Source organism: Pigmentiphaga kullae, from assembly GCF_004216695.1.
Taxonomy (GTDB): Bacteria; Pseudomonadota; Gammaproteobacteria; order Burkholderiales; family Burkholderiaceae_B; genus Pigmentiphaga; species Pigmentiphaga kullae.
Map to the genome: position 1 here is coordinate 1,921,694 of NZ_SGXC01000001.1, position 24,665 is coordinate 1,946,358.

At 68.4% G+C, this 24,665-nt stretch carries 23 protein-coding genes; 16 read left to right on the forward strand and 7 right to left on the reverse strand.

Annotation, left to right across the window (positions count from 1 at the left end; all coding sequences use genetic code 11):
* Position 1 precedes the first annotated feature (1 nt).
* Positions 2-1,342, forward strand: coding sequence for an amidohydrolase family protein (locus EV675_RS09460; RefSeq protein ID WP_130357007.1), 1,341 nt, complete (start codon positions 2-4; stop codon positions 1,340-1,342).
* 30 nt (positions 1,343-1,372) lie between these two features.
* On the opposite strand, the gene EV675_RS09465 is transcribed toward EV675_RS09460, so the two are convergent.
* Positions 1,373-2,281 carry a LysR family transcriptional regulator gene (locus tag EV675_RS09465; RefSeq protein WP_130357008.1) on the reverse strand — a complete coding sequence of 303 codons (909 nt, stop codon included), beginning with the start codon at positions 2,279-2,281 and terminating at the stop codon, positions 1,373-1,375.
* Positions 2,282-2,362: 81 nt separating this feature from the next.
* A complete protein-coding gene (locus tag EV675_RS09470) occupies positions 2,363-2,941 on the reverse strand; it encodes a type 1 glutamine amidotransferase domain-containing protein (protein ID WP_130357009.1) in 579 nt (192 codons plus the stop codon).
* A 141-nt stretch (positions 2,942-3,082) separates the two neighbouring features.
* Between EV675_RS09470 and EV675_RS09475 the strand changes: the two genes are divergently transcribed.
* Both EV675_RS09475 and EV675_RS09480 read left to right on the forward strand, forming a co-directional pair.
* Positions 3,083-3,715, forward strand: coding sequence for an OmpW/AlkL family protein (locus EV675_RS09475; protein WP_087837593.1), 633 nt, complete (start codon positions 3,083-3,085; stop codon positions 3,713-3,715).
* Positions 3,716-3,772: 57 nt separating this feature from the next.
* On the forward strand, positions 3,773-5,212 hold the full coding sequence (locus EV675_RS09480; RefSeq protein WP_341273599.1) for an MFS transporter: 1,440 nt from the start codon (positions 3,773-3,775) through the stop codon (positions 5,210-5,212).
* A 27-nt stretch (positions 5,213-5,239) separates the two neighbouring features.
* On the opposite strand, the gene EV675_RS09485 is transcribed toward EV675_RS09480, so the two are convergent.
* Positions 5,240-5,845: an SRPBCC family protein gene (locus EV675_RS09485; protein ID WP_130357010.1), complete on the reverse strand. Its 606-nt coding sequence runs from the start codon at positions 5,843-5,845 to the stop codon at positions 5,240-5,242.
* Between the two features lie 138 nt (positions 5,846-5,983).
* The gene (locus EV675_RS09490) at positions 5,984-6,355 is read right to left on the reverse strand and encodes an acyl-CoA thioesterase (RefSeq protein ID WP_130357969.1); all 372 of its coding nucleotides are present in this window, start codon (positions 6,353-6,355) and stop codon (positions 5,984-5,986) included.
* 175 nt (positions 6,356-6,530) lie between these two features.
* Between EV675_RS09490 and EV675_RS09495 the strand changes: the two genes are divergently transcribed.
* The 6 genes from EV675_RS09495 to EV675_RS09520 all read left to right on the forward strand — a co-directional run bounded on the left by EV675_RS09495 (position 6,531) and on the right by EV675_RS09520 (position 12,406).
* Positions 6,531-7,442, forward strand: a complete 912-nt coding sequence (locus EV675_RS09495) for a LysR family transcriptional regulator (RefSeq protein WP_130357011.1) — start codon at positions 6,531-6,533, stop codon at positions 7,440-7,442.
* Positions 7,443-7,588: 146 nt separating this feature from the next.
* Positions 7,589-9,022, forward strand: coding sequence for an aspartate ammonia-lyase (gene aspA, locus EV675_RS09500; protein ID WP_130357012.1), 1,434 nt, complete (start codon positions 7,589-7,591; stop codon positions 9,020-9,022).
* Positions 9,023-9,143: 121 nt separating this feature from the next.
* Entirely contained in the window at positions 9,144-10,049 is a 906-nt protein-coding gene (locus tag EV675_RS09505) for an amino acid ABC transporter substrate-binding protein (protein ID WP_130357013.1), read from the forward strand.
* Between the two features lie 133 nt (positions 10,050-10,182).
* Entirely contained in the window at positions 10,183-10,935 is a 753-nt protein-coding gene (locus tag EV675_RS09510) for an amino acid ABC transporter permease (protein ID WP_130357014.1), read from the forward strand.
* An 11-nt stretch (positions 10,936-10,946) separates the two neighbouring features.
* Positions 10,947-11,639 (forward strand): amino acid ABC transporter permease, encoded by a 693-nt coding sequence (locus tag EV675_RS09515; RefSeq protein ID WP_130357015.1) that lies wholly within the window; start codon positions 10,947-10,949, stop codon positions 11,637-11,639.
* Positions 11,640-11,671: 32 nt separating this feature from the next.
* Positions 11,672-12,406 carry an amino acid ABC transporter ATP-binding protein gene (locus EV675_RS09520; protein WP_130357016.1) on the forward strand — a complete coding sequence of 245 codons (735 nt, stop codon included), beginning with the start codon at positions 11,672-11,674 and terminating at the stop codon, positions 12,404-12,406.
* Positions 12,407-12,438: 32 nt separating this feature from the next.
* Here EV675_RS09520 and EV675_RS09525 read toward each other — a convergent pair whose 3' ends face one another.
* Positions 12,439-13,359, reverse strand: coding sequence for a LysR family transcriptional regulator (locus EV675_RS09525; RefSeq protein WP_130357017.1), 921 nt, complete (start codon positions 13,357-13,359; stop codon positions 12,439-12,441).
* A 141-nt stretch (positions 13,360-13,500) separates the two neighbouring features.
* Here EV675_RS09525 and EV675_RS09530 point away from each other — a divergent pair, with 141 nt between their 5' ends.
* Both EV675_RS09530 and EV675_RS09535 read left to right on the forward strand, forming a co-directional pair.
* Complete coding sequence (locus tag EV675_RS09530) at positions 13,501-14,568, forward strand: tartrate dehydrogenase (protein ID WP_130357018.1); 1,068 nt, start codon at positions 13,501-13,503, stop codon at positions 14,566-14,568.
* Positions 14,569-14,576: 8 nt separating this feature from the next.
* Complete coding sequence (locus EV675_RS09535; RefSeq protein ID WP_130357019.1) at positions 14,577-15,476, forward strand: alpha/beta fold hydrolase; 900 nt, start codon at positions 14,577-14,579, stop codon at positions 15,474-15,476.
* Positions 15,477-15,479: 3 nt separating this feature from the next.
* Here EV675_RS09535 and EV675_RS09540 read toward each other — a convergent pair whose 3' ends face one another.
* Positions 15,480-16,739 carry a citrate synthase family protein gene (locus tag EV675_RS09540; protein ID WP_242621434.1) on the reverse strand — a complete coding sequence of 420 codons (1,260 nt, stop codon included), beginning with the start codon at positions 16,737-16,739 and terminating at the stop codon, positions 15,480-15,482.
* A 117-nt stretch (positions 16,740-16,856) separates the two neighbouring features.
* Here EV675_RS09540 and EV675_RS09545 point away from each other — a divergent pair, with 117 nt between their 5' ends.
* Together EV675_RS09545 and EV675_RS09550 are read left to right on the forward strand one after the other, a co-directional pair.
* Positions 16,857-17,567, forward strand: coding sequence for a glutathione binding-like protein (locus EV675_RS09545; RefSeq protein WP_130357020.1), 711 nt, complete (start codon positions 16,857-16,859; stop codon positions 17,565-17,567).
* 144 nt (positions 17,568-17,711) lie between these two features.
* Entirely contained in the window at positions 17,712-18,995 is a 1,284-nt protein-coding gene (locus EV675_RS09550) for a glycerate kinase type-2 family protein (protein ID WP_130357021.1), read from the forward strand.
* On the opposite strand, the gene EV675_RS09555 is transcribed toward EV675_RS09550, so the two are convergent.
* A complete protein-coding gene (locus tag EV675_RS09555; protein WP_130357022.1) occupies positions 18,961-20,166 on the reverse strand; it encodes a M20 aminoacylase family protein in 1,206 nt (401 codons plus the stop codon). The two genes, EV675_RS09550 and EV675_RS09555, sit on opposite strands and share 35 nt — an antisense overlap.
* Before the next feature lie 172 nt (positions 20,167-20,338).
* Here EV675_RS09555 and EV675_RS09560 point away from each other — a divergent pair, with 172 nt between their 5' ends.
* The 3 genes from EV675_RS09560 (at position 20,339) to EV675_RS09570 (ending at position 24,661) form a co-directional block, all read left to right on the forward strand.
* A complete protein-coding gene (locus EV675_RS09560; protein ID WP_242621370.1) occupies positions 20,339-21,502 on the forward strand; it encodes an aminopeptidase in 1,164 nt (387 codons plus the stop codon).
* Between the two features lie 39 nt (positions 21,503-21,541).
* Positions 21,542-23,236: a long-chain-fatty-acid--CoA ligase gene (locus tag EV675_RS09565; protein WP_130357024.1), complete on the forward strand. Its 1,695-nt coding sequence runs from the start codon at positions 21,542-21,544 to the stop codon at positions 23,234-23,236.
* A gap of 81 nt (positions 23,237-23,317) precedes the next feature.
* Positions 23,318-24,661, forward strand: coding sequence for a phospholipase A (locus tag EV675_RS09570; protein WP_130357025.1), 1,344 nt, complete (start codon positions 23,318-23,320; stop codon positions 24,659-24,661).
* Positions 24,662-24,665 lie beyond the last annotated feature (4 nt).

Sequence of the window (24,665 nt, forward strand, 5' to 3'; positions counted from 1 at the left end):
CATGCAGTCAGCAAGATGGCGCGAGGCGGCCGGACACGTGGCCGGCCTGCCCGCGCGCGAGGAGTTCGTGATACGCGGCGGCCATGTAATGACCATGGCCGACGGCATGGACGACCTGCCGGACGCCGACGTCCATGTCCGCGACGGCACGCTGGTGGCGATCGGCCGGGGGCTGCGCGTGCCGGGCGCGCGGGAGCTGGATGCGCGCGGCATGATCGTGATGCCGGGCTTCGTCGACACGCACTGGCACCTGTGGAACTGCTCGCTGCGCGCGCTGATGAGCGGCGACGAGGCGGCGCGCGGCTATTTCCCCGTGACCTTGTCCGTGGGGCCGAAGTTCACGCCGGACGACTCCTACCATTCGGTGCGGCTGGGGCTGGCCGAAGGTTTGGCGGGCGGCATCACCACGGTCCACAACTGGTCGCACAACACCCGCACGCCCGATCACGCGCGCGCGGAACTGGCGGCCATGCGCAGCCTGGGCATACGGGGCCGCCTGGCCTACGGCTGGGGGCAGGACCTGCCGCTGGACCGCGCGATGGACCTGGCGGGCCTCGCCGAAGTCGCCCGGGAAGCGGCCGGCGATCCCATGATCCACTTGGGCGCGGCGCTGCGCACGCCGGTTTCCAATCCGCGCGGCACCGTACCCATCGACGTCGTGCGCACGGAATTCGCGGGCGTGCGGCGCCTGGGGCTGCCCATCACCATGCACGCGCGTCCCGGCGTGGTGTCGGTGCTGGACGCGCACGGCCTGCTGGGGCCGGACCTGCAACTGGTGCATCCTCAGGGCGTGTCGCCGCAGGAGCAACTGCGGCTGGCCGCCTGCGGCGTCTCGTTCTCGTGTTCGCCGGTGATCGAGGTGTTGTACGCCCAGGCATCGCGCGGCGTGATCCAGTTCCACGAGCTGGAGTGCGCCTGCGTGCGGCAGAGCCTGTCGGTGGACAGTTCGTCGGCCTCGGCCAATGCCGATTTCTTCTCCTGCATGCGCACCCTGCTGTGGTCGCACCGCCAGCGTTTCGGCGCCGAGGTACCGCTTACGGCGCGCCGCCTGCTGCGGCTGGCCACGCTGGATGGCGCGCGCGACCTGGGCATCGCGGACCACGTCGGTTCGCTCGAGGCGGGCAAGCGGGCCGACGTCATCCTGGTCCGCACCACGGACCTGAACATGGCGCCGGTGGTGGACCCGGCCTTCTCGCTGGTCTACTCGGCCCAGCCGGCCAACGTGGACACGGTCATCGTCGACGGACGGGTCTTGCGCCGGCACGGGCAATGGACCGCCTGCGATTCCGCGCAGATCGTGCGCGACGCGGCCCAGTCCGCGCGCGAGCTGGCCGCGCGGTGAACGCGCGCCGGCCGCCGGGCCGGCGTGGCGTCAGCCCCGTTCCTCGAACTGCTTGCAGTGGGCCGCCAGGTGGGCGCGGAAGGACGCGGCCGCCGGCGACAGCGAGCGGCCGGGCTGCGTGACCAGCTCGATCTTGCGATACACCACCGGGTCGTGCAGCACGCGAAAGCGCGCGCGCTTCGATCGGGCCAGCAGCCCCGCGTAGGACGGCAGTACCGCGATGCCCAGGCCGGCCTCGACCAGACCGATGGCCGACCACAGATAGTGCACCTCGAAGCGCGGCTCGGCCGCGATGCCCGACTGGTGCAGTACGCGGTCGATCTGCGGCAGCGAGCCGCTGGACTGCGGCACGACGATCATCGGCTGGCTGGCCAGGTCGGCCCAAGCCAGGTCCCGCCGTCGTCGCGCCAGCGGCCATGCGCTGGGAATCATGGCGCCCAGCGGATGGCGCATCAGCAGGCTGCGGTTCAGCTCCACCTCATTGCCGGTGAACACCCCCACGCCCAGGTCGACCTCGCCCTGCTGCACCTGCCGCAGGATGACGTCGACCGGCGCGTCGGACAGGCGGACTTCGATGGCGGGATGGGCGGCCTGGAAGGTGGCGATGGCGTCGGGCAGCAGTGTGGCCGCCATGACCGGCGTGGTCGCCACCGTGACGCGCCCGCGGCGCATCTGCACCAGGTCCTGGGTGCGGCGGATGGCTTGCTCGACTTCGCCCAGGATGCGTTCCGCATGCTGCAGGAATTCGGCGCCGCCCTCGGTGACCGCGAGCTTGCGCGTAGACCGGTCCAGCAACTGCAAGCCCAGCTGGCCTTCGAGTTCGCGCACCAGCAGGCTGGTGGCGGACTGGGTCAGGTGCAGCCGCCGCGAGGCCGCGGTGAAACCGCCGCAATGCACGACTTCGACGAACGCGCGCATCTGGCGCAGGGTCACATTCATACGGCGAGGCCACCTATTCTTGCCTGGTCGCGGCAAGTATAGGGGCTGCCGGCGGCGGCCGCGCCGGGCACATACCCGGACTCAGGTTGGCTGCGCTCCCGAGGGCGTGTCGGCGCTCTCGACGTTGGACAGCGCCTCGATCAGCTTCGCGTTGAACGCCGGCAGGTCGTCCGGCTTGCGGCTGGTGATCAGGTTGCCGTCCAGCACGACCTCTTCGTCCACCCATTGTCCGCCGGCATTGCGGATGTCCTCCTGCAGCGATGGCCAACTGGTCAGTTGCCGGCCGTCGACCATGCCGGCCGACACCAGCAGCCACGGGCCGTGGCAGATGACGGCCACCGGCTTGCCCGTGTCGTGCAGCGCCTGCACGAAGCGCTGCGCGCCCTTGTCGGTGCGGATGACGTCCGCGTTGAAGACGCCGCCGGGCACGACCACGCCGGCGTAGCGGGTGGGGTCGGCGTCGTTCCAGCTCGCCTCCACGCGGAAGCGGTCGGCCTTCTCGTCATGCTTCATGCCCCGGATCTCGCCGGCCTGGGCGGAAAGAATGTGCACCGTGGCACCCGCGCGTTCCAGCGCTTCCTTCGGGCTCGTCAGTTCGACCTGTTCGAAATTGTCGGTTGCCACGATGGCAACGGTGAGTCCTTGCAACGGCTTGGCCATGTCGATCTCCATAGTGGGGCGCCGCGTGGGCAGCCGGATGCCCCAGCAAGCGGCGTGCCCGAGGGCGGCTTGATCTGGGACAAGGCGCGCGGGGCGAGGGGCTGCCAAGCTGGAGCCTCATCGTTCGATATGGAGCTCCTCATGTTTTCCCGCCGCACGCCGCCCATCCTGCTTGCCGCCCTTCTTGCCGCGGCGTTTTCGGCCGCGCAGGCGCACGAAGCCGGCGACTGGCTGCTCAAGGCCGGCATCAGCCAGGTCCGGCCGAAATCGGACAACGGCACCGTCCTGAACGGGGCCGTGCGCCTGGACGCCGGCAATTCGACGCGGCCCAGCGCCAGTCTGACCTACATGGCCACCCGCAACGTCGGGATCGAGCTGCTGGCCGCCGTACCCTTCCGGCACGACATCGGCGCTTCCGGCGCGGTGGGCGGCAACATCGGTTCGTCCCGGCAACTGCCGCCCACGCTTAGCGTGCAATGGCACTTCCTGCCCGATTCGCAGGTGCAGCCCTATGTCGGCCTGGGCGTGAACTACACGCGCTTCTTCCACACCCGGGCCGCGGGCGCCCTGGCCGGCCAGGACCTGAGCCTGGGCGACTCGTGGGGGCTGGCAGCGCAGGTAGGGGTGGACGTGAAGATGGGCGAGCGCTGGTTCCTGAACGCCAGCCTGCGCTACATCGACATTTCGTCCAAGGTGAAGCTGAACGGCAGCCAGATCGGCAAGGCGCGCATCGATCCGTGGGTGCCGACCATCGCTATCGGCTATCGCTTTTGAACGGCGGGCCATGGGGGGTAGGGGTATACCCGGGGCGCGGTATATGATTATGCGCAAATGTCCGAGAACCCGCCGCACCCGCCATCTCAGCCCGGGCACGCCAGCCCCCGCCCGCCTTCCGATCTCGATTCACCGGTAGAAGACCAGCGCCAGCTGATCCTGGCGCTGATCGGGATCTGCGCGGTCGTGATGCTGGTGGCGCTGGATTCGACCATCGTCGGCACCACGCTGCCGCGCGTGGTGGCCGAGCTGGGCGGCATGCCCCTGTATGCCTGGGTCGGCACGGGCTACCTGCTGGCCTCGGCCATCGTCATTCCCATCTTCGGCCGCCTGGGCGACCTGTTCGGCCGCAAATATTTCATCCTCGTCTCGCTGGGCCTGGTGTCGCTGGGCTCGGTGCTGTGCGGCATCAGCCAGTCCATGCCGCACCTGATCGCGGCCCGCACCCTGCAGGGCGTGGGCGGCGGCATGATGATCGCCACCGCCTTCGCGGCGCCCGCCGATCTGTTCCCCGACGCCATGCGGCGCGTGCGCTGGCAGGCCCTGATCTCGACCTCGTTCGCGGTGGCCAGCGGTGTCGGGCCGCTGCTGGGCGGGGCGATTACCGAGGCCTTCGGCTGGCGGGCGGCCTTCTTCGTCAGCCCGGTGATGGGCGTGGTCGGCTTCGTGATGCTGTGGCGGTATTTCCCGCCGCTCAAGCCCCGGCACGACACGCCGCCCCGCATCGACTGGCTGGGCGGGGCACTGCTGGCACTGGCCGTGGGCACGCCCATGGCGGCGCTCGAACTGGGCTTCTCCACCCATCCGCGTCCGGTACTGGGGTTGTTGTTCCTGGCCGTGGCCGTCGTGTCGGTCTTCCTGCTCGTCTGGTACGAGCGCCGCCTGGAGCAGCCCATGTTTCCGCTGCGCGTGCTCGAGCGCAAGGAGTCGCGCCTGTTGAACGTCGTCGGCGTGATGACCGGCGCGGTGATGTTCATCCTGATCTACTACGGTCCGCTGCTGCTGCAGGTGGAAGTGGGGCTGAGCCCGACCCAGGCGGGCATGATCCTGGCGCCGCTGGTGGCCTGCATACCGATAGGCAGCGTCATCAACGGCCGCCTGTTCCCGCGCCAGAGCCAGCCCCAGCGGTTGATGGTGTTCGGCGCGCTGCTGCTGGCCGTGGGCTGCCTGGGGGTGATGTTCCTGGAGCGCGGCTCGTCCATGGCCTTCGCCGTGGTCTCGTTCGGCCTGGCCGGCGTGGGCATGGGCTTCATCATCCCCAACCTGACGCTGTTCATGCAAATGATTGCCGAGCGCCGCGACGTGGGCGTGGCCTCGGCGCTGATCCAGACCATGCGCACCCTGGGCAGCGCGGTGGGCACCGCGCTGGTGGGGCTGGTCATCGCACGCACGTCGGTCAATACCGGCATCGAGGCCGGCATGGTGATGGCCATCGTGCTCTGCGCCGCGATGATGGTCCTGTCGCAGCGCATCAAGATGAAGAACGTGCGCCGCTGAACGCCGCGGCGCGCGGCGTTCCCGCGTTCAGCGCAGGAAGGTGTGGTAGACGACCAGCCCGGCGATGACCCCCGCCGCCACCAGCCACGACAGCCGGTTGACCCATTGCGTGGGCAGGTGCAGGGCATGCGCGCCGCCGCCCGCGGCCATCGGCCTGGCCATGCGCGGCGGCCGGGGCGCGGGGCGCTCCAGCGCCCGGCAGGCGCAGACCGAGAACAGCGCGAAGAAGTTGTCCATCATCTTGCGCGCGATCTTCTCGGCCTGGTCGGTGCGCAACTGGCTGAGCTTGCCTTCCAGGTCGGCGTGGGCCGTGTACGAGACGCGCGTGCCGTCGCCTTCGGGCGTCAGCCGGATGTCGGCGTGGCCCTTGGCCGATCCGGCCATGCCGCCTTCGCCCTCGAAGGTGAGGTGGTAGGAATTCGGGGCCTGGATGTCGCTCAGTTGCAGGCGGCCGTGGAAGCGGGCCGACAGGGGGCCGACCTCGGCCCGCAGGTTGACCCGGTATTCGTTCTCGGAGATGCGCTCGACTTTCTCGCATCCGCTGATACAGACCTTGAGGGTTTCGGGAGCGACGAGCTTGTTCCAGGTGTGTTCCTGGGAGGCGGGAATCAGGCGCGAACCGGATATGTCCATGGTGAGTCTCCTTCGCCGTGGGGGCAGGGCCTGCGTGCCTGCCGTGTTGGCTGGCCGGCCGGTCTGTGCCGGCGGGGCTGGGGCGGTGACGTCCTTGTGGTCAATGTGCCACTAATCGCCATGGGTGTCCAGACGGGCTCAGCCGGCGCGCAGGTCCGGCAGGGCGCGCGGGCGCCGCTGGTGGTCGGTGGCCACGTAGACCAGGGTGGCCTCGGTGACCTTGACGACCTCGGAGTTGAGCCGGATGCGTTCGGCGTAGACCTCGACCGCCACCGTGATCGAGGTGCGGCCCGTCTTGACGATGTGGGCGTAGAAGCTGAGCAGGTCGCCCACGAACACCGGTTCCTTGAATATGAAGGACGTCACGGCCACGGTGGCGACGCGGCCGTTGGCGCGGCCCTGGGCGGGCACCGACCCGGCCAGGTCGACCTGGGCCATGATCCAGCCGCCGAACACGTCGCCCGACGGGTTGGAATCGGCCGGCATGGGGATGACGCGCAGCACCGGCATCTGGCCGGCGGGCAGCGAATTGGGGGCGGGGGGCGGATAAGGTAGCGTATCGGTCACGCAGGGCTCCAGGGAAGGGTCGGCGGCACGGGGCCATGCGGCAAGTGTATGCCGGGCCCGGCCGGACGCGGCAACGGCCCACGGTACAATTTCCGCCGGTTCCTCGACGGTTGCAAGCATGGAAGCCAAGTGGCTCGAAGATTTCATCGCGCTGGCCGAAACCCGTTCATTTTCGCGGGCGGCCGAGCTGCGACACATCACGCAGCCCGCCTTCTCGCGCCGTATCCAGGCCCTGGAGGCCTGGGTCGGCACCGATCTGGTCGACCGCGCCGTCTACCCCACCCGCCTGACACCCGCCGGCGAGACCTTCCGCGCCGAAGCCATCGCCATGCTGGCCAAGCTGGACGAGACCCGCGCCATGCTGCGCGGCATGCGTCCCGCCTCGCAGGCGGTGATCGACTTCGCCGTGCCCCACACCCTGTCGCTGACCTTTTTCCCGCGCTGGCTGAGCCGCATCCGGGCCGAAGCCGGCCTGCCCGACTTCACGGCCCGCCTGATGGCGCTGAACGTCCACGACGCCGCGATCAGCCTGGTCCAGGGCGGCAGCGACCTGGTCATGGTCTATTACCATCCCCGCCAGCCGGTCCAGCTCGATCCGCGCCACTACGACATGCTGGTACTGGGCAGCGAGGCGGTCTACCCCTATGCGCGCAGCAAGCCCGACGGCACGCCGGAATACGTGCTAGGCGAAGGCGGCCCGGCGCCCTACCTGGCCTACGCGCCCAACGCCTACCTGGGCCGCATCGTCGATCTGATCCTGGCGGGCGCCCATCCCCGGCCGCCGCTGGACGAGCGCTATGAAACCGACATGGCCGAGGGCCTGAAGGCCATGGCGCTCGAAGGGCACGGCGTGGCCTTCCTGCCCGAGAGCGCGGTCACCCGCGAGGTCGCCTCGCGCCGCCTGGCCTGCGCGGGCGAGGCCTATACCGAGACCATGGAGATCCGGCTCTACCGCGAGCGCGCGCCGGCCGGCGCGCCCGCCAAGCCGCTGGTCGACGCCCTGTGGGGCTACCTGTCCGGCGCGCGCTGACGTTTTCCGCCGCCGGGCGTTTTCCTGGCAATGCAAAAAAAACATTGGCCAATGCGAACACGGCATTGGCGCTATCGGGGGACGCCTGCCTATAGTGTTTTCCATAGTGCGCCGCATGGTGCGGCGGCTTTCCGATGGACATCCAAATGAGCAGCAATGCCGCTTCCGGCCTCTTCCGCATCGAACACGACCTGCTTGGCGAGCGCGAGATTCCCGCCGACGCCTACTGGGGCATCCATTCCCTGCGCGCCCGCGAGAACTTTCCGATTTCCGGCTCGACCATAGGCGGCCAGGCCGATCTGGTGCGGGCGCTGGCCTGCGTGAAGCTGGCAGCGGCCCGGGCCAACCAGGACCTGGGCGTGCTGCCCGCCGAACGGGCCGGGGCGATCGTCCAGGCCTGCCAGGAAATCATCGAGGGCGCGCTGCACGACCAGTTCATCGTCGACGTGATCCAGGGCGGGGCGGGTACTTCGACCAACATGAACGCCAACGAGGTCATCGCCAACCGCGCGCTGGAACTGCTGGGCGCCAGGAAGGGCGACTACGACGTCCTGCACCCCATCCAGGACGTGAACGCCTCGCAAAGCACCAATGACGTCTATCCCACCGCGCTGCGCATCGCCATGTGCTTCTCGTTGCAGCGCCTGCTGGTGGCCATGGCCGAACTGCGCGGCGCCTTCGAGGCCAAGGCGCTGGAATTCGACGACGTGCTGAAGATGGGCCGCACGCAGTTGCAGGACGCGGTGCCGATGACGCTGGGTCAGGAGTTCCTGACCTACGCCGTCATGCTGGGCGAGGACGAGGCGCGGCTGGGCGAGGCCCGGACGCTGATGGTGGAGGTGAACCTGGGCGCGACCGCCATCGGCACCGGCATCAACACCGATCCCGACTACAGCCCGCTGGCCGTGCAGTACCTGGCCGAGATCACGGGCCTGCCGCTGGTGCGCGCGGCGAACATGATCGAGGCGACGCAGGATACCGGGGCCTTCGTGCAGTTGTCCGGCGTCCTGAAGCGGGTGGCCTGCAAGCTGTCCAAGACCTGCAACGACCTGCGGCTGCTGTCGTCGGGCCCGCAGTCGGGGCTGAACGAAATCAATCTGCCGGAGCGCGCGGCGGGCAGTTCGATCATGCCGGGGAAGGTCAATCCCATCATCCCGGAAGTGGTGAACCAGGTCGCCTTCGAGGTCATCGGCAACGACATGACGATCACGATGGCGTCCGAGAGCGGCCAACTGCAGCTCAATGCCTTCGAACCCATCATCGCGTGGAGCCTGGTCAAGAGCATTTCGCACCTGGAAGCGGCATGCACCACGTTGACGCACAACTGCGTCAAGGGGATCACGGCGAATCGCGAGCGGCTGGCGCAGGCGGTGAAGCGGTCGGCGGGGCTGGCGACGGCATTGAACCCCGTGCTGGGGTACGAGGCGGCGACGCGGATCGCGCGCGATGCGATGCGGACGGGGCGGCCGGTGGCGGACCTGGTGCTGGAGGCGGGGCTGCTGGATGCGGAAACCCTGGAGCAGGTGCTCAAGCCGGAGGTGCTGACGCGGCCCTACCGGTTCAAGAAGGTGGCAGTTTGAGATGAGGGCTGGCCTGGGAGAGTGACGGCACGTTCCGGGGCTTGGGCTCGGGTAAAAATCCATGTCCGTACTGTCGGCTTGTTGATACACTCGGCCGACATAGTTACGGAAGGGAGATTCCATGAAGAAGCTCGTGCTGCTCTCCGCCGCGCTGACCCTGGTCGCCGTGTCGTCTGTCTCGGCGCAAGACCTGACTGGCCGGCTCAAGAAGATCAAGGATACGGGGACGCTGACGCTCGGCTATCGCGATTCCTCCATTCCTTTCTCCTACCTGGACGACAACCAGAAGTCCATCGGCTACTCGATGGACATCTGCTACAAGATCGCCGATGCGGTCAAGAGCCACCTGAAGCTGCCCAAGCTCAACGTCGCGCTTTCCCCGGTCACCTCGGCCACCCGCATCCCCCTCATCGCCAACGGCACGGTCGATCTCGAGTGCGGTTCCACCACCAACAATGCCGAGCGCCAGCAGCAGGTGTCGTTCGCGCCGACCACGTTCGTGACGGCCACGCGCTTCGTCGCCAAGAAAAGCTCGAAACTGAACGATCTTTCAGACTTCAAGGGCAAGACCGTCGTGTCGACGGCCGGTACCAGCAACCTGAAGTGGCTGACCGAGACCAACGGCAAGGAAAACCTGGGCATGCAGATCATCCCGGCCAAGGACCATGCCGACGCCTTCCTGATGGTCGACAGCGGTCGCGCCGCGGCGTTCTTCATGGACGACATCCTGCTGTACGGGCTGGTGGCCAACTCCAAGAGCCCGGACCAGTGGATGGTCAGCAGCAAGGCGTATACCGTCGAACCCTACGGCATGATCGAGCCCAAGGACGATCCGGCGTTCAAGAAGGTGGTGGACGACGCGGTCGTGGCGTTGATGAAGTCCGGCGAGGTCGAGAAGCTTTATCAGAAGTGGTTCAACTCGCCCATCCCGCCGCGCAACGTCAACCTGAAGGTGCCGATGAGCGACGCGCTCAAGAAGGTCATCGCCAATCCGACCGACTCGGGAGATCCGGCAGCCTATCGCTGATGCCGGGCCGGAAGGCCAGGCAGCCGGCCATGCGCTGCGCATGATCGAGCAGGACTCCAGGGGACCCCAGCGGTCCCCTGTTTCCATGGGTCCGGCCCGGTGCCGGGCCGGGTAAGCACGGGGCGGAGCCGCGATGAACTACAACTGGAACTGGAAGATCTTCTGGGAGCTGTCGCCCGACGGCCAGGGCACCTACATGGATACGCTGCTGTCGGGCCTGCAGTGGACGCTGGCCACCGCGCTGGCGGCGTGGGTGATCGCCTTCGTGCTGGGTTCCATCGTCGGCATGGTGCGCACCACGCAGGTCAGGTGGGCGGTGCGCCTGGCCGGTGCCTATGTGGAGCTGTTCCGCAACATCCCGCTGCTGGTGCAGCTTTTCCTGTGGTACTTCGTGCTGCCGGAACTGCTGCCCGAGGCGCTGGGCAACGCCATCAAGCAGATCGCGCCGCCGTGGGGCGCGTACTGGCCGGCGGTGCTGTGCCTGGGGTTCTTCACCTCGGCGCGGGTGGCCGAGCAGGTGCGGGCCGGCATCGAATCGCTGCCGCGCGGGCAGCGCATGGCGGCCACGGCGCTGGGGCTGCGCGGTACGCAGGTCTATCGCTACGTGCTGCTGCCCATCGCCTACCGGGTGATCCTGCCGCCGCTTACCTCCGAGTTCATGAACATCATCAAGAACTCGTCGGTCGCCATGACGATCGGCCTGCTGGAGCTGACGGGCCGCGCCCGGTCGATGCAGGAATTCAGCTTCCAGGTGTTCGAGGCCTTCGCCGCGGCCACGGTGCTGTACCTGATCGTCAGCCTGGTGGTCGTCACCTTCATGCGCTGGGTCGAGCGGCGCGTGGCCGTGCCCGGGTTCATCGGGCCGGCGCGCGACGGCTCGCACTGAAGGGGGCGGACATGTTCGGCGATTTCGATTTCGACGTCATCTGGCGCACGGCGCCCTACCTGTTCAAGGAGGGCATGACCTTCACGCTGACGCTGACCGCGATGGCCACGGCGGGCGGCATCGTCTTCGGCACGCTGCTGGCGATGATGCGGCTGTCGCGCTTCCGCTGGCTGTCGGCGGTGGCGGGCACCTACGTGAACCTGATGCGTTCGCTGCCCCTCCTGCTGGTGATCTTCTGGTTCTATTTCCTCGTGCCCTACATCGGCGCGTGGATCATCGGGTCGTCCACGCCGATCAAGGTCGGCGCCTATTGGTCCTCGGTGATCACCTTCACGATGTTCGAGGCGGCCTTTTTCTGCGAGATCATGCGGGCCGGCATCCAGTCGATCTCGCGCGGGCAGACCTATGCCGCCTACGCGTTGGGCCTGAACTACTGGCAGACCATGGGCAGCGTGGTTCTGCCGCAGGCCTTCCGCAACATGATCCCGGTGCTGTTGACGCAGACCATCGTGCTGTTCCAGGACACGTCGCTGGTCTACGTGCTGTCGATCACGGATTTCCTGGGCGCGGCCTCGAAGGTGGCGCAGCGCGACGGGCGTCTGGTGGAGATGTATGTGTTCGCGGCGGTGGTGTATTTCATCATCTGCTTCGCCGCGTCCAGGCTGGTGCGGCGGTTGCAGCAGCGGGTGGCGATCGTCCGCTGACGGGGCCCGGGATACTTTCAGGAGAGTCTCGAATGATCGAGATCAAGCATGTCAGCAAGTGGTACGGGTCTTTCCAGGTGTTGGCCGATTGCACGACGTCGGTGGCCAAGGGCGAGGTGGTGGTGGTGTGCGGGCCGTCGGGGTCGGGCAAGTCGACGCTGATCAAGACGGTCAATGCGCTGGAGCCCTTCCAGGAAGGCGAGATCGTGGTGGACGGCATTTCGGTGGGAGATGCGAAGACGGATCTGCCGAAGCTGCGGTCGAAGGTGGGGATGGTGTTCCAGCATTTCGAGCTGTTTCCTCATCTGTCGGTGATGGACAACCTGACGCTGGCGCAGGTGAAGGTGCTGGGGCGGGGGAAGGATGAGGCGGCCGAGCGGGCGCGCAAGCTGCTGGACCGGGTGGGGTTGAAGGCGCATCAGGAGAAATTCCCGGGGCAGTTGTCGGGGGGGCAGCAGCAGCGGGTGGCGATCGCGCGGGCGTTGTCGATGGATCCGATCGCGATGCTGTTCGACGAGCCGACGTCGGCGCTGGATCCGGAGATGGTGAACGAAGTGCTGGATGTGATGGTGGATCTGGCGAAAGAGGGCATGACGATGATGGTGGTGACCCACGAGATGGGGTTCGCCAGGAAGGTGGCGCATCGGGTGGTGTTCATGGACGGGGGGAAGATCGTGGAAGACACCGACAAGGACGCGTTCTTCGATCCGTCGGCGCTGCGGTCAGAGCGTGCCCGCCATTTCCTGTCGAAGATCTTGCCGCATTGATTTGGAAGGGGGCGGCTTGTGCGGCGGCCCCGCTACCACGACAAGCCTTCTTCCCCGTCCCGTCGCCGGTGCGCGAACCGTTCCGCCAGGAAGTCCACGAAGGCGGTGGTCTTGGCGGACAGGTTCTGGCGTTCGGGGTAGAGCGCGAAGATGTCGGCCGAGGGGGTGTGCCAGTCCTCCAGCACGGCCACCAGCCGGCCCGAGCGCAGGTAGGCGCCGACCTCCCATTCCGAACGCATGATGATGCCGTGGCCCTCCAGGGCCCAGTACAGGGCGCTTTCGCCGTCGTTGGCGCTCAAGGGGCCGCGCACCTTGACGGTTTCGGCGCGGGTGCCCGAGCGCAGGTGCCAGGTGCCGTAGGCGGTGTCGCTTTCGCGGATGACGATGCAGGGGTGGCGGGCAAGGTCGCGGGGGGAGGCGGGCGGGGGATGGCGCTTCAGGTAGATGGGCGAGGCGCACAGCAGGCGGCGGTTGGAGGCGATCTTGCGGGCGGTCAGGCGGGCGTCGGGGAGGTCGCCGATGCGGATGCAGACGTCGAAGGATTCGTCCAGCAGGCTGGCGGGGCGGTCGGTCAGGTGGAGCTGGGCCTGGACGGCGGGGAAGCGCTTGAGGAAGTCGGACAGGGCGGGGGCGATGTGGTGGCGGCCGAAGCCCAGGGTGGCGTTGATGCGCAGCAGGCCGCGGGGTTCGTCGCGGCTGCGGCCGACCGTGTGTTCGAGTTCCTCGACGTCGGCCAGGATGCGGTTGCCTTCGCGCAGGTAGAGCTCGCCTTCATGGGTCAGCGCGATGCGGCGGGTGGTGCGGTTGAGCAGGCGCACGCCCAGGCGCCGTTCCAGCCGCTGCAGGCGCTTGCTGACGGCGGGGGTGGACAGGCCCAGTTCGCGGGCGGCGGCCGACAGGCTGCCGTGGCGGATCAGGAGCGAGAAGAAGGCGAGGTCGGAGATGGTGTCCATCGTTAACTTCAGTTCAACAATGGTTTTTATCTCGTTCAATTATGAAGGGCAAGCGCGAGATACACTTGATCCATTCCATTCCGCGCCGGTTTCCGCGACAGGCTTGCGCGCCGGCGCCACCACGACGAGGACGTTTCATCCATGGCCCACCGCATTGCAGTGATACCCGGCGACGGCATCGGTACCGAGGTCGTTCCAGAAGGCTTGCGTGTCCTGGAGGCGGCGGCGTCGCGCTTCGGCATCGGGCTGTCGTTCGACCGCTTCGATTTCGCCTCGTGCGCGTACTACGCCCGGCATGGCTCGATGCTGCCGGACGACTGGAAGGAGCGGATCGGCGGCCATGACGCGATCTTCTTCGGTGCGGTGGGCTGGCCGGCCACGGTGCCGGACCACGTCTCGCTGTGGGGCTCGCTCTTGAAGTTCCGCCGCGAGTTCGACCAGTACGTGAACCTGCGTCCGGTGCGGCTGATGCCCGGCGTGCCCTCGCCGCTGGCCAACCGCAAGCCGGGCGACATCGATTTCTACGTGGTGCGCGAGAACACCGAAGGCGAGTATTCCAGCGTGGGCGGCCGCATGTTCGAAGGCACCGACCGCGAAGTCGTGCTGCAGGAAACGGTCATGACGCGCACCGGGGTCGACCGGGTGCTGAAGTTCGCGTTCGACCTGGCGGCGTCGCGGCCCCGCAAGCACCTGACTTCGGCCACCAAGTCCAACGGCATCGCCATCAGCATGCCGTACTGGGACGAGCGGGTGGAGGCGATGGCGGGCAAGTATGGCGACGTGCGCGTGGACAAGTTCCACATCGACATCCTGACCGCCAATTTCGTGCTGCATCCCGACTGGTTCGACGTGGTGGTGGCGTCCAACCTGTTCGGCGACATCCTGTCCGACCTGGGGCCCGCCTGCACCGGCACCATCGGCATCGCGCCCTCGGCCAACCTGAATCCCGACCGCCGTTTCCCGTCGCTGTTCGAGCCGGTGCACGGCTCGGCGCCCGACATCGCGGGCAAGGGCGTGGCCAACCCCATCGCCCAGATCTGGTCGGGCGCGCTGATGCTGGAGTTCCTGGGCCACAAGGCGGCGCACGACGCCATCCTGTCGGCCATCGAGACCGTGCTGTCCGACGGCCCGCGCACGCCCGACATGGGCGGCAAGGCGGTCACCTCCGATGTCGGCAAGGCGGTGGCGGAAATCGTCGCGAAAAGCTAGGGCCTGTCATGTCCGAGATCTCGCTCTTCAACGACCGGCTGCAGCACTTCCACGTCAATGGCGTGGACATCGCCACGCGCGTGGGCGGCACCGGGCCGGCGCTGCTGCTGATGCACGGACATCCCCAGTCCCATGCCATGTGGCACAAGCTGTGGGGCCGGCTGACCAATCGCTATACCTGCGTCGCCATCGACCTGCGCGGCTACGGCGACAGCGGCATGCCGGCGGACGAGCCGGCCGGGCACGAGGCGTTCTCCAAGCGGACGATGGCGGTGGACGCGGTGGAGGTGATGCGCTGCATCGGCTACGAGACTTTCGGCGTGCTGGCCCACGACCGCGGGGCGCGCGTCGCGCACCGGCTGGCGCTGGACCATGCCGAGCGGATCGAGCGCATGATGCTGCTGGACATCGCGCCCACGCTGGACATGTACGAGGGCACCACGCGCGGCTTCGCGCAGGCCTACTACCACTGGTTCTGGCTGATCCAGCCGGCGCCTTTCCCCGAACAACTGATCGGTTCCGATCCGGCCTTCTACCTGCGTTCCGTGATGGGCGGGCGCCACGCGGGCCTGGCGCCCTTCACCGGCCACGCGATGGCCGAGTACGAACGCTGCGCGCGCCATCCGCACTGGGCGCACGCGATCTGCGAAGACTATCGCGCCGCCGCCACCATCGACCTGGAACACGATCGCGCCGACCGCGGCCAGGGCAACCGGGTGGATTGCCCGCTGCGGGTCCTGTGGGGCGGGAAGGGCGTGGTGGGGCGCTATTTCGACGTGCTGGACCTGTGGCGCAGGCAGGCCTCGCAGGTCGACGGCCGGGCGCTGGACTGCGGCCACTACATCGCCGAGGAAGCGCCCGACGCCCTGTGGGCCGAGATCGAGGCGTTCTGGCCGTCGGACGCCTGAGGGTCAGGGCTCGCCGCTGGTGCCCACGAACTTGGCCCGGGGCCGCAGCAGCATGCCGCTCAGGCGCTGTTCCTGCACGTGGGCGACCCAGCCCGCCATGCGCGCCAGCGTGAAGAGGGTGCCCACCGATTGACGCGGCACGCCCATGGCCATGGCCAGGACGATGCCGCCCAGTTCATGCCGGGGATGCAGGCCGAACTCGCCGCGTACGTCATCGATGAAGCGATGGATCTGTTCGAGCGCCGCCTTCTGGCGCGGCCGCTTGCACGCCAGTTCGATCAGCAGTTCGGCGCGCTCGTCGCCCTTGGGATAGAGCGGGTGGCCGAAGCCGGGCACGCTGGCGCCGCGTTCGTGCTGGGCGCGCGCCTGCTGCATGAGGCCGGCGGCGTTGTCGGCGCTGCGCAGGAAATCCTCGATCCGGTCGTACATCCGGCCCAGGTGCACGCCGGCCGAACTGCAGATGGCCGAGGCGACGCAGCTGTGCAGCGTCGATCCGCCCGAGGCCGCGACGCGCGCGGCGAAGGTGCTGGGGGACAGCTCGTGGTCGGCGAACAGCACCAGGAAGGCTTCCATGGCCTGCAGGTTGGCCGGGTTGGCGGGCAGGTCCAGGGCCGCCAGCAGGCCCTCGGCCATGGGCGCGTCGTCGGCAATGGCGTGGAAGCGCCGCCGGCGCGAGACCAGGCCCATGCAGCCGGCCAGGGTCTTGATCAGTTGCCGCGCCGCCTCGTGCATGTGGCCGCCGCGCATGCGATCCTCCACCGAGCCGCGCGACATGCCCAGGCGCAGGGTGACGATGGCCATGATCTCCAGCAGCCCGCTGTTGGACTTGGGCGGCGCGAGCGATTCCAGCAGGGTTTCCTGGAGCCGGGGCGTGATGCCGGTTTCCCAGCGGCGCGGAGCATCGTGCCAGACGCCGGTCCACAGCAGTTCGCACACCGCTTCGTAGCTGGCATGCCCGCGGGCCAGGCGCACGGCGGAGTGGCCGCGGTAGTGCGGGCCGTCGGACCGGATTTCGGTGATCGAGGTGGGGATGATGGGCTCGCCCCAGTTCATGGCCGAGGCGGCCACCGCCCCGTGCCCCGAGCGGGCGCTGGAGCGCGCCTTGGCTCGCAGCACGTCCTCGTGCAGGTACAGGCGCTGCCGCGTGTCGGGCTGCTTGACGCTGCGTATCCAGCCCTTGCTGACGTAGGCATAGAGCGTCTGCATGCGTATGCCCAGCAGTTCCACGGCTTCCTTGGCGCTGAGGTAGTCCTTGTGCGGCATGGTCTTCAAGGTTGATCGATCTTCATCAATATTCTACGGCCCGGCCCTTCGTTATTGCCGCGGTGGGCGGCTGGTATAGTCCGGCGGATCGACCCTTTCATCGAGCAAGGATTCCCCATGACGGACCTGTCCGCTTTCCCGATCACCCGCAAATGGCCCGCGCAGCATCCGGACCGCATCCAGCTTTATTCGCTGCCCACTCCCAACGGCGTGAAGGCCTCGATCATGCTCGAGGAAACCGGCCTGCCGTACGAGCCGCACCGGGTGGCGTTCGACAGCCAGGACCAGATGTCGCCGGAGTTCCTGTCGCTCAACCCGAACAACAAGATCCCCGCCATCCTCGATCCCCACGGCCCGGGCGGCAAGCCGCTGCCGTTGTTCGAATCCGGCGCCATCCTGATCTACCTGGCAGAAAAATCCGGCAAGTTCATTCCGCAGGATGCCGCCGGCCGCTATCAGGCCATGCAGTGGGTGATGTTCCAGATGGGCGGCATCGGCCCCATGTTCGGCCAGGTGGGGTTCTTCCACAAGTTCGCCGGCAAGGACTACGAGGACAAGCGCCCCCGCGACCGCTACGTGGCCGAGTCGCGCCGCCTGCTGGGCGTGCTCGAGCGTCATCTGGAAGGCAAGGCCTGGATTCTGGGCGACGACTACGGCATTGCCGACATCGCCACCTTTCCCTGGGTGCGCAATCTGGTGGGCTTCTACGGCGCGGGCGAACTGGTGGGGTTCTCCGATTTTCCCAACGTGAAGCGGGTGCTGGATGCCTTCGTGGCGCGTCCCGCGGTGCAGCGGGGCTTGCAGATTCCGGCCGCGCCCGCCGCCTGAGGGCGGTTGCAACAAGGTGCTACGCGGGATCGTGGCGCATGCCGGCGCGGCGGGTGGAATAGGGATTTCATCCAGCTAGCCAAGCCGCGGCGGGCCGCCATAATGGCTGCTACCACGAAAAGAGACATCAGCCGTTTCCCGCGTATGCATCAGCTCCTCCTGGAATCGTTTCAAGCCGCCGTCGCCGCCGCCGACCCCCTTCACATCACCGCCCGCCACCTTCCGGCCCCGCCCAGGGGCCGCACGGTCGTCGTCGGCGCGGGCAAGGCCGCCGCCAGCATGGCCCGCGCCGTCGAGGCCGCCTGGCCCGCCGACGCTCCGCTGGAAGGTTTGGTCGTGACCCGCTACGGGCACGGCATGCCGCTCGATCGCATCGCCTGCGTCGAGGCCGGCCACCCGGTGCCCGACGCGGCCGGCGAACGGGCCGCCGGCGACATTCTGCGGCTGGCCTGCGAACTGGGCGAGGACGACCTGCTGATCGTGCTCGTGTCCGGCGGCGGTTCCAGCCTGTTGTCGCTGCCGGTGCCGGCGGTGCCCATGGCCGCGCTGCGCGAGGTCACCCAGTCGCTGCTGCGCAGCGGCGCTCCCATCGAATCGATGAACGTGGTGCGCAAGCACCTGTCGCAATTGCAGGGCGGGCGCCTGGCCGCATCGACGCGGGCCCGGGTCCTGGGCCTGATCGTGTCCGACGTCGCGGGCGACGATCCGTCCGCCATCGCCTCGGGCCCCACGGTGGCCGACCCCAGCACCTACGCCGACGCACTGGACATCCTGCGCCGCCACGGCGTGCAGGCGCCGCAGCCGGTGCTCGACTGGCTGGAAGGCGGCGCCGCCGGACGCCACCCCGAGACCCCCAAGGCCGGCGATCCGGTATTCGAGCGGGTCGAGAACCACGTCATCGCCACCGCCCAGCAAAGCCTGCAGGCCGGCGCGCGCGTCCTGCGGCGCGCGGGCATCCAGGCGGTGGTGCTGGGCGATACCGTCACGGGCGAGGCCCGCGAGGTGGCCAAGGTCTATGCCGCGCTGGCGCGCCAGATCCTGCGGCATGGAGAACCTTTCGATGCGCCGGTGGCGCTGGTGTCCGGGGGAGAATGCACGGTCACGGTGCGCGGCGGCGGCCGCGGCGGGCGCTGCACCGAATTCCTGCTGTCGCTGGCCGCCGAGTTGTGCGGCGAAGCCAGGATCTCGGCCCTGGCCTGCGATACCGACGGCATCGACGGCAGCGAGGACAACGCCGGCGCCTGGTGGGACAGCGAACGCCTGCGCCGGGCGGCGGCCCGGGACGTTATGCCCGGTCCGTGGCTGGACGCCAACGACGCCTGGGGCTATTTCCGCGAACTCGACACCCTGGTCACGACGGGCCCCACGCTGACCAACGTCAACGACTACCGCGTCATACTGATCGAGGCCGAGCGAACCAGTCGCTGACCAGCTTCACCCAGAAGCTGGCGCCCAGCGGCAGCAGGTCGTCGTTGAAGTCGTAGCTGCCGTTGTGCAGCGTGCACGGCCCCAGTCCGTGGCCGGCCTCGCGGTGCGCGCCGTCGCCATTGCCGATGAAGACGTAGCAGCCGGGCTTCTCCTGCAGCATGAAGGCGAAATCCTCGGCGCCCATCGTGGGTTCGGTGGCGGCATCGACCTGGTTCGGTCCGACCAGGGATCGCAGCACGTCCGTCACGAAGCGGGTCTCGTCGGGATGGTTGATCAGCGGCGGATACTTGCGCTGGAAATCGACCTCGATCCGGGCGCCGTGGGCCAGCTCCATGCCCCGGGCGATCTCGTGCATGCGCTGCTCGATCAGGTCCAGGACCTCGATGGTGAAGGTGCGCACCGTGCCGACCATCTCGGCCTCGTCCGGGACGATGTTGGTGGTCGTGCCCGCGTGGATCTGGGTGATGCTGAGCACTGCGGTGTCGATCGGCTTCTTGTTGCGGGTCAGGATGGTTTGCAGCGACTGCGCGAGCTGCACCGCGATCATGACCGGGTCGATGCCCAGGTGGGGCAGCGCGGCGTGGGTGCCCTTGCCGCGGACGACGATGCGGAAGTCGTTGCTGGAGGCCATCATCGGGCCCGGCGTGACGGCAAAGCTGCCGACCGGGATGCCGGGCCAATTGTGCATGCCGAACACGGCTTCCATGGGAAAGCGCGTGAACAGGCCGTCGTCGATCATGGCCTTGCCGCCGCCGCCGCCTTCCTCGGCCGGCTGGAAGATCAGGTAGACGGTGCCGGGGAAGTCCCGGTGCGCCGCCAGGTGGCGGGCGGCGCCCAGCAGCATGGCGCAGTGGCCGTCGTGGCCGCAGGCGTGCATCTTGCCCGGGTTCACGCTGGCGTGTTCGAAGGTGTTGAGTTCCTGCAGGGGCAGGGCGTCCATGTCGGCCCGCAGGCCGATGGCCGGGCCGTTCCTGTCCGTGCCTTCCAGCACGCCGACCAGGCCGGTGCCTCCCAGGCCGCGCACGACGGGGATGCCCCAGTCTTCAAGCAGGCGGGCGATGGTGTCCGACGTGCGGTGTTCCTCGTAGCACAGTTCGGGGTGGGCGTGGAGGTCGCGTCGGATCGTCTTCAGGTCGCTTTGAAAGGCGACGATGGGTTCGAGCAGATTCATGGGGAACTCCTGAACGTTGCCCTGCCGCGGGGTCGAGCGCGCCGCGCCTTGTCCAGGCGGTCGCGAAGGCGGAAAGGGCAGATGTGCCGCGCCGTATCCGGCGTCGCCGGCCGGGCGCCGTGGGCCCGAAGTCCGGCGGTTACCATAGCCATTATCTCCAATGAGCTGGTCTATGGCGAGTGTAACGACAAGGGGCCGGGCGGCCTGGGGCGCCCTGGTCCTGGCCGGGGCGCTGGCGGGATGCGCCGACCTGCGCTACTACGCGCAATCCATAGGGGGGCATTCCTCGCTGCTGCAGGCCGCGCGGCCGGTGGAGCAGGTGCTGGCCGATCCGTCGATATCGCCCGATTTGCGCCAGCGTTTGCGCTACGCGCAGGATGCCCGCAGCTTTGCCAGCCAGGCGCTGGGCCTGCCCGACAACCGCAGCTACACCGAATATGCCGACGTGAAGCGGCCCTATGTCGTCTGGAACGTGTTCGCCACGCCGGAATTGTCCCTGCGGCTCAAGCAGTCCTGCTTTCCGGTGGTGGGATGCATAGACTACCGGGGCTACTACAGCGAGGCCGACGCGCGGCGGATGGCCGGCGAACTGAAGGCCCAGGGCTGGGACGTGCATGTGGGGGGCGTGCCGGCCTATTCCACGCTGGGCTGGTATCCCGACCCCTTCGTCAACACTTTCATCCGTCTGCCGCCGGCCGAGGTCGCGCGCCTGGTCTTCCACGAACTGACCCACCAGGCGGTCTACGCGAAGAACGACACGACGTTCAACGAGTCGCTGGCCACGGCGGTCGAGCAGATCGGCGTCGAGCGCTGGCTGCGGGAGCCCCGCAACCAGTCGCTGCGGCCGGCCTACGAGGCCTTCGATGCGCGCCGGCGCGATTTCGTCGCGCTGCTGCTGGAGACCCGGCGGCAACTGGCGCAGGCCTATGGCGAGACCGGCGCCCGCCAGGGTCCGGCGCCCACCACGCCCGATCCGGTGGGCCTGGGGCCGGACGAGATCGAGCGGCGGCGCGCGCGTAAGGCCGAAATCATCGCCGACCTGCGGTCCCGCTACGAACGGATGAAGCGCGAGCGCTGGAACGGCTACGCCGGCTACGACGCCTGGTTCGCGCAGGCGTTGAACAACGCGCAGTTCGCGGCCATGGGCGCGTACCACCAGTGGGTGCCGGCGCTGCGGGCCATGGCGCGCCGCTGCGAGAGTTGCCGCGACGGCAGCCTGACGCCGTTCCTGGACGAGGCGCGCGAGCTGGCGCGGCTGCCGTATGCCGAGCGCCGGCGGCGATTGCAGGCGGAAACCGACCGCGTGCAGGCCGCTGGGCTATCATCGGCCCCATAGGCCGACACCACGCGGCACAGACTAGACCAGGAGACGTGCATGCAAAGACCGTGGCTGGCGTACTACCCGCCGGGCATTCCCGCCGACATCGACCCGGGACGCTATCGGTCCCTGATCCAGTTGCTGGAGGAATCGTTCGCGCAGTACGCCGAGCGCCCGGCCTTCGTCTGCATGGGCAGGACGCTTGCCTACGCCGACATCGACGCCATGTCGCGCAAGCTGGGAGCCTGGCTGCAATCGCGCGGACTGCCGCGCGGCGCGCGCGTGGCCCTGATGATGCCCAATGTCCTGCAGTACCCCGTGGCCATCGCGGCGGTGCTGCGGGCCGGCTATACGGTGGTCAACGTCAACCCCCTCTACACCGCCCCGGAACTGGAGCACCAGCTCAAGGACAGCGGCGCCGAGGCCATCGTCATCCTGGAGAACTTCGCCCACACCCTGCAGCGGGTGCTGTCCGCCACGGCCATCCGGCACATCGTGGTGGCGTCCATGGGCGACCTGATGGGCGGCGTGAAGGGGGCCCTCGTCAACGCCGTGGTGCGCCACGTCAAGAAGCTCGTCCCGCCGTTCAGCCTGCCGGGCGCGGTAAGCTTCCGGCGCGCGCTGGCGCAAGGGGCGGCGCGGGAACTGGCGCGCCCCGAGATCGGGCCCGACGACGTCGCCTTCCTGCAGTACACCGGCGGCACGACGGGCGTGGCCAAGGGGGCCGTCCTGTTGCACCGGAACCTCGTCGCCAACGTCCTGCAATGCGATGCCTGGCTGCTGACCGACGAGCAGCCCGCCAGGCAGGGCGGACAGCGCACCCAGCACATCTTCGTCTGCGCCCTGCCGCTGTATCACATCTTCGGTCTGACGGTGTGCGCCCTGCTCGGCATGCGGGCCGGCGGCCTCAACGTGATGGTGCCCAATCCGCGCGACATTCCCGACCTGGTCAGGACGCTGTCGGGCTACCGCTTCACGCTGTTTCCCGGCGTCAACACCCTGTTCAACGCCCTGCTCAACAACGAGCAGTTCCGGTCGCTGGACTTCTCGGGCCTGCGCGTGAGCGTGGGCGGCGGCATGGCGGTGCAGAAGGCGGTGGCCGACCGCTGGCGCGAGGTGACCAGGTCGCCTCTGTGCGAGGGCTACGGCCTGTCGGAAACGTCGCCGGTGGCCTGCTGCACGCCCATCAATATCAAGGAATATTCCGGCACCATCGGCATTCCGCTGCCGTCCACCGACGCGGCGATCCTGGACGACGACGGCGCCGCGCTGCCCATCGGCGAGCGCGGCGAGATCGCGCTGCGCGGCCCGCAGGTCATGCCGGGCTACTGGAACATGCCGGAGGAGACCGCCCGCGTGATGACGGCCGACGGATTCTTCAAGACCGGCGACATCGGCATCATGGACGAACGCGGCTACATCCGCATCGTCGATCGCAAGAAGGACATGATCCTGGTGTCGGGCTTCAACGTCTATCCCAACGAGGTCGAGGCCGTGGTATCCCAGCACCCGGGAGTGCTGGAGTGCGCCGCCATCGGCGTGCCAGACGAACATTCCGGCGAGGCCGTGAAGGTGGTCGTGGTCAAGCGCGACCCGGCGCTGACCGAGCAGGACCTGAAGGCGTTCTGCCGCGATCGCCTGACCGGCTACAAGCGGCCGCGCTATGTGGAATTCCGGTCGGAGCTGCCCAAGACCAACGTGGGCAAGATCCTGCGGCGCGAACTGCGGACCGGCACCGAGGCCGCCGCGTAACGGACTATTCCCGGCATGCCCCTACAATGGCGGCGTCTGCCCCATCGCGGGCGTTGTCCGGGAGTCCACATGCCAGGTCGGATGGCTGACCATCGTCTTCGTGCGCAGCATGGCATCGTGCGCCGCGCGCTCGCGCCCGCGGGCCTTTTCGCCCTGATGGCCGCGGCGCCCTTGCGGGCCGACGCGGGCGTGACCTTCAAGCTGGACCGCATGCAGGCCGGGCCGGGCGAGACCGTGCGCATCGAGGCCATGTTCTTCAACGACGGCAACGCCACGGCGACCTGGGACGCGCCGCGCGAACTGGTGCTGCAATGGCGGGATGCCGCCGGCCGCGTCGTGCGCGCGCCCGCGCGGCTGGACGGCGGCACCGCCGTGCTGCAGATTCCCGTGGGCCAGTTCTCGCGCGCGACCTGGTCGGCCGTGGTGCCCGAGCAGGCGCGCGGCCTGCAGGCCATCGCGATCGAAGGCGAGCCGGTGCTGCTGGCGCTGGATGCGACGCCCGCCGAGAAAGGGGCCATCGTGGGGTCGCGCGCGATCGGTCCCATCGTCGATCCGCGCGCGCCCGGCGCGGTGCCGCAGGTGCCGGACAACGGCGTGCTGGCGGCGGTCAGCGGCCTGTCGGCCGGTTCGGGGCCGGGCAGCACCGCGCTGTCGGGGCCGGCGCCGTCGGACGCCACCGCCCCGGGCAACGACGAGCATGACGTGCTGAGCCGCTTCCGCAGCGCGCTGTCGCCCTACGAGCCCGTGTATTTCAGCTTCGGCGCCCGCCCCAACCTGAACGCGCGCTTCCAGGTCAGCCTGAAGTTCCGGCTGTTCCAGCCCTACGACGGCGAGGAAACCGGTTTTCTCAACAACCTGTACCTGGGCTATAGCCAGACCTCGCTGTGGGACATAGGCGAGAACTCGGCCCCGTTCCGCGACAGCAGCTATCGCCCCGCGGTCTTCTGGCTGTCCGACCGGGTCTGGGAGTCGCAGGACCGCCGCAAGTCGCTGGGTTTCGACGGCGGCTTCGAGCACGAATCCAACGGGCGCGACGGCGATACCTCGCGCGCCATCAATTCCCTGTACGCCCGGCCCACGCTGCGCTATCGCCTGGACGACGGCAGCACGCTCAGCTTCGGCCCCAAGATCAAGTACTACATGACCCGCGAGGGCAATCCGGACATCGCCGACTATCGGGGCCACGTCGACTACCAACTGCGCTGGGCCAAGGATGACGGCCTGATGGTGTCGGCGCTGGTGCGCAAGGGCCACGAGAAGGGATCGCTGCAACTGGACATGGCCTACCCGCTGCGCAAGCTGGGGCTGGGCCGCCTGAACGGCTTCCTGCACGTGCAGTATTTCAACGGCTACGGCGAGACGCTGCTGGACTACAACGTGCGCGCCAGGTCCCAGGTGCGCATCGGCCTGATGATCGTGCGCTGAACGG

What these genes read in the sequence shown, in the direction of transcription:
- aspA (WP_130357012.1), top strand. Translation starts at nt 7,589, where the DNA reads ATGAGCAGCAATGCCGCTTCCGGCCTCTTCCGCATCGAACACGACCTG.
- EV675_RS09555 (WP_130357022.1), bottom strand. Translation starts at nt 20,166, where the DNA reads ATGAATCTGCTCGAACCCATCGTCGCCTTTCAAAGCGACCTGAAGACG.
- EV675_RS09510 (WP_130357014.1), top strand. Translation starts at nt 10,183, where the DNA reads ATGAACTACAACTGGAACTGGAAGATCTTCTGGGAGCTGTCGCCCGAC.
- EV675_RS09460 (WP_130357007.1), top strand. Translation starts at nt 2, where the DNA reads ATGCAGTCAGCAAGATGGCGCGAGGCGGCCGGACACGTGGCCGGCCTG.
- EV675_RS09495 (WP_130357011.1), top strand. Translation starts at nt 6,531, where the DNA reads ATGGAAGCCAAGTGGCTCGAAGATTTCATCGCGCTGGCCGAAACCCGT.
- EV675_RS09520 (WP_130357016.1), top strand. Translation starts at nt 11,672, where the DNA reads ATGATCGAGATCAAGCATGTCAGCAAGTGGTACGGGTCTTTCCAGGTG.
- EV675_RS09545 (WP_130357020.1), top strand. Translation starts at nt 16,857, where the DNA reads ATGACGGACCTGTCCGCTTTCCCGATCACCCGCAAATGGCCCGCGCAG.
- EV675_RS09475 (WP_087837593.1), top strand. Translation starts at nt 3,083, where the DNA reads ATGTTTTCCCGCCGCACGCCGCCCATCCTGCTTGCCGCCCTTCTTGCC.
- EV675_RS09535 (WP_130357019.1), top strand. Translation starts at nt 14,577, where the DNA reads ATGTCCGAGATCTCGCTCTTCAACGACCGGCTGCAGCACTTCCACGTC.
- EV675_RS09530 (WP_130357018.1), top strand. Translation starts at nt 13,501, where the DNA reads ATGGCCCACCGCATTGCAGTGATACCCGGCGACGGCATCGGTACCGAG.
- EV675_RS09565 (WP_130357024.1), top strand. Translation starts at nt 21,542, where the DNA reads ATGCAAAGACCGTGGCTGGCGTACTACCCGCCGGGCATTCCCGCCGAC.
- EV675_RS09570 (WP_130357025.1), top strand. Translation starts at nt 23,318, where the DNA reads ATGGCTGACCATCGTCTTCGTGCGCAGCATGGCATCGTGCGCCGCGCG.
- EV675_RS09470 (WP_130357009.1), bottom strand. Translation starts at nt 2,941, where the DNA reads ATGGCCAAGCCGTTGCAAGGACTCACCGTTGCCATCGTGGCAACCGAC.
- EV675_RS09480 (WP_341273599.1), top strand. Translation starts at nt 3,773, where the DNA reads ATGTCCGAGAACCCGCCGCACCCGCCATCTCAGCCCGGGCACGCCAGC.
- EV675_RS09505 (WP_130357013.1), top strand. Translation starts at nt 9,144, where the DNA reads ATGAAGAAGCTCGTGCTGCTCTCCGCCGCGCTGACCCTGGTCGCCGTG.
- EV675_RS09515 (WP_130357015.1), top strand. Translation starts at nt 10,947, where the DNA reads ATGTTCGGCGATTTCGATTTCGACGTCATCTGGCGCACGGCGCCCTAC.
- EV675_RS09485 (WP_130357010.1), bottom strand. Translation starts at nt 5,845, where the DNA reads ATGGACATATCCGGTTCGCGCCTGATTCCCGCCTCCCAGGAACACACC.
- EV675_RS09550 (WP_130357021.1), top strand. Translation starts at nt 17,712, where the DNA reads ATGCATCAGCTCCTCCTGGAATCGTTTCAAGCCGCCGTCGCCGCCGCC.
- EV675_RS09540 (WP_242621434.1), bottom strand. Translation starts at nt 16,739, where the DNA reads ATGCCGCACAAGGACTACCTCAGCGCCAAGGAAGCCGTGGAACTGCTG.
- EV675_RS09490 (WP_130357969.1), bottom strand. Translation starts at nt 6,355, where the DNA reads ATGCCGGTGCTGCGCGTCATCCCCATGCCGGCCGATTCCAACCCGTCG.
- EV675_RS09465 (WP_130357008.1), bottom strand. Translation starts at nt 2,281, where the DNA reads ATGAATGTGACCCTGCGCCAGATGCGCGCGTTCGTCGAAGTCGTGCAT.
- EV675_RS09525 (WP_130357017.1), bottom strand. Translation starts at nt 13,359, where the DNA reads ATGGACACCATCTCCGACCTCGCCTTCTTCTCGCTCCTGATCCGCCAC.
- EV675_RS09560 (WP_242621370.1), top strand. Translation starts at nt 20,339, where the DNA reads ATGGCGAGTGTAACGACAAGGGGCCGGGCGGCCTGGGGCGCCCTGGTC.